General features: G+C 64.1%; 1 protein-coding gene and 1 pseudogene. Both read left to right on the forward strand.

What is annotated here, in order from left to right; genetic code table 11:
• Positions 1-680 (forward strand): DUF2345 domain-containing protein (locus DPV79_RS41355; RefSeq protein WP_133295802.1); only part of this gene is annotated, 680 nt, incomplete at its 5' end.
• Positions 681-742: 62 nt separating this feature from the next.
• Positions 743-1,901, forward strand: a pseudogene (locus DPV79_RS41360) (RHS repeat-associated core domain-containing protein); the annotation flags it as partial.

Consider the following 1,901-nt stretch of genomic DNA (forward strand, 5'->3'; position numbering starts at 1 on the left):
TGGCCGCCGAGCGTAGCGCCCATCTCGCGAGCAACGAGGACATTGCCATCACCAGCGGCCGGCATGTTGGCTTCGCGGTGGGCCACTCGCTGTTCGCAAGCGTGTCGAACGCATTCACGCTGTTCGTACACAAGGCGGGCATGACGCTTGTCGCGGCTGCGGGGAAGGTACGGATCGAGGCGCAGGCGGACGGCATCGACCTGAAGGCAAAGCAGTCGGTCCAGATTGCGAGCACGACCGACAGCATTCATCTGCATGCGGCGAAGGAAATCGTGCTGCACGCGGGCAATACGCAGGTGCGTATCAATGATCAGGGCTACACGGTGCATACGGCGGGCGAGCACACGATCCATGCGGGCAGCCACCAGACCGATGGCCCGAAGGGGCAGGGTGGCGGCTTCCCGCCGTTCCCGAAGTCGGGACCCGGCCAGCTTGAAGTGCTGCGCCACTACGTGACGGATTCGCCGGTCGAGAAGAGCGCCTTCACGGTGACGGATAGCCTCGGTGCAAAGCACAGCGGCACGCTGGATGCGTCGGGCCGCGCGATCGTGAGCGGCCTGGCCGCCGGTGCAGTGAGCGTGAAGCACGAGCGCGACCCGAACGATCCGTGGGTCATTGGCAGCTACCTGAAGCCGCCCGCGTGGGAGCCGACAGACGCCGCTACACCGGGCGCGGCATAGCACCATGAAGCGGGAGGTTGAGCCTCCCTTCCCCGATCCAGAATACGAACAAGGCCGCCCTTATGGCTAACCAGCAATCCATTCAGTCTTCGGTCGATGCAGCAGTCGTGCCGCTTAACCAGGTGCTTGTCGCCGACCTTGGCGCGGGTGCGTCGCGGTTCGATGCGTGGCTGCGCGAATACACCGGCGGCTATGTGACGCTCGAGCGTGTGAAGGAAGTGTCGGCGGCGTTGCCGGTGCTTGGCAACATCATGGCTGCCGTCGATGTATGCGGCGACATCGTCACGCTTGTCGACAACCGCAATAACGCGAAGCGCCGCGAGATCGACCAGATTCTCGACTGGGCGAGCCTGGGCATCAACCTGATTGGCGTGCTGCCGATTCCGCCGGGCACAGCGGCTGCGCGCATGTCGCTGCGTCCGACGCTCGGCATCGTGCGGCAGGCGGTGAAGGCAGGCGCGAAGGAGCTGCCTGACGCTATTGTGGCCGTGATCGCCGCGCACTTCACGGCGACGCTGATGGGCGAACTCAAGCCGTTCGTCGAGCAGGCTAAGGCACGGCTCAACGAGATTCTGACCGACTGCGGAAAGAAGGCCGAAGAGTTGCTGGGAGGCCTCGCGAACGCACTCGATAAACTTGCTGCCGGCCAGTTGACGGACCCGCACACCAGCCTGAAGGCGGCGCAGAAGAAGGCCTCGCAGGTGTCGGCCAGTGCGCTTGTGCACAGTCCGCTCAAGACGATCGACAACCTGTTCGGTGCGGTATGGGAGGTGGGCAAGGCCGGCGTGAAGGCCGAGCTGAATGCCGCGGCGACGTTGGCTCCGCAGCAGGCGCGCAAGGTGATCCACGACCTTGCAGCCGAACTGCGCGGTTTCATTCCGGTGGTGAAGGCGAAGCTAGCGAGCCTGTCGCGCGACGATGTCGGCACGTTGATGTACATGCTCAACCTCCTGATCCGTGCGGTTCAGATTTACGAACACAAGAAGCATGTCGTTCAGGCAACGGTCAGTCCTACTGCGCCGAACCAGGCGAAGCTCAAGCATGGCGGGGGCGAAGTCGAAGTACGTGCGGATGAGGCGAAGGCGAAGAAGCCGGGTGTGTCGGGTTGCAGGGCGTGTGAGATTGGCCAGCCGGCCGCGCGAGTGGGCGGCGCAATCGGCTTGGCGCTCGGTGACGAGTCGTTCACGCATACCGACTTTGTGATTCCGGGGGTGATGCCGG

The sequence above is a fragment of the Burkholderia reimsis genome (assembly GCF_003294055.1).
GTDB classification, from domain to species: Bacteria; Pseudomonadota; Gammaproteobacteria; order Burkholderiales; family Burkholderiaceae; genus Burkholderia; species Burkholderia cepacia.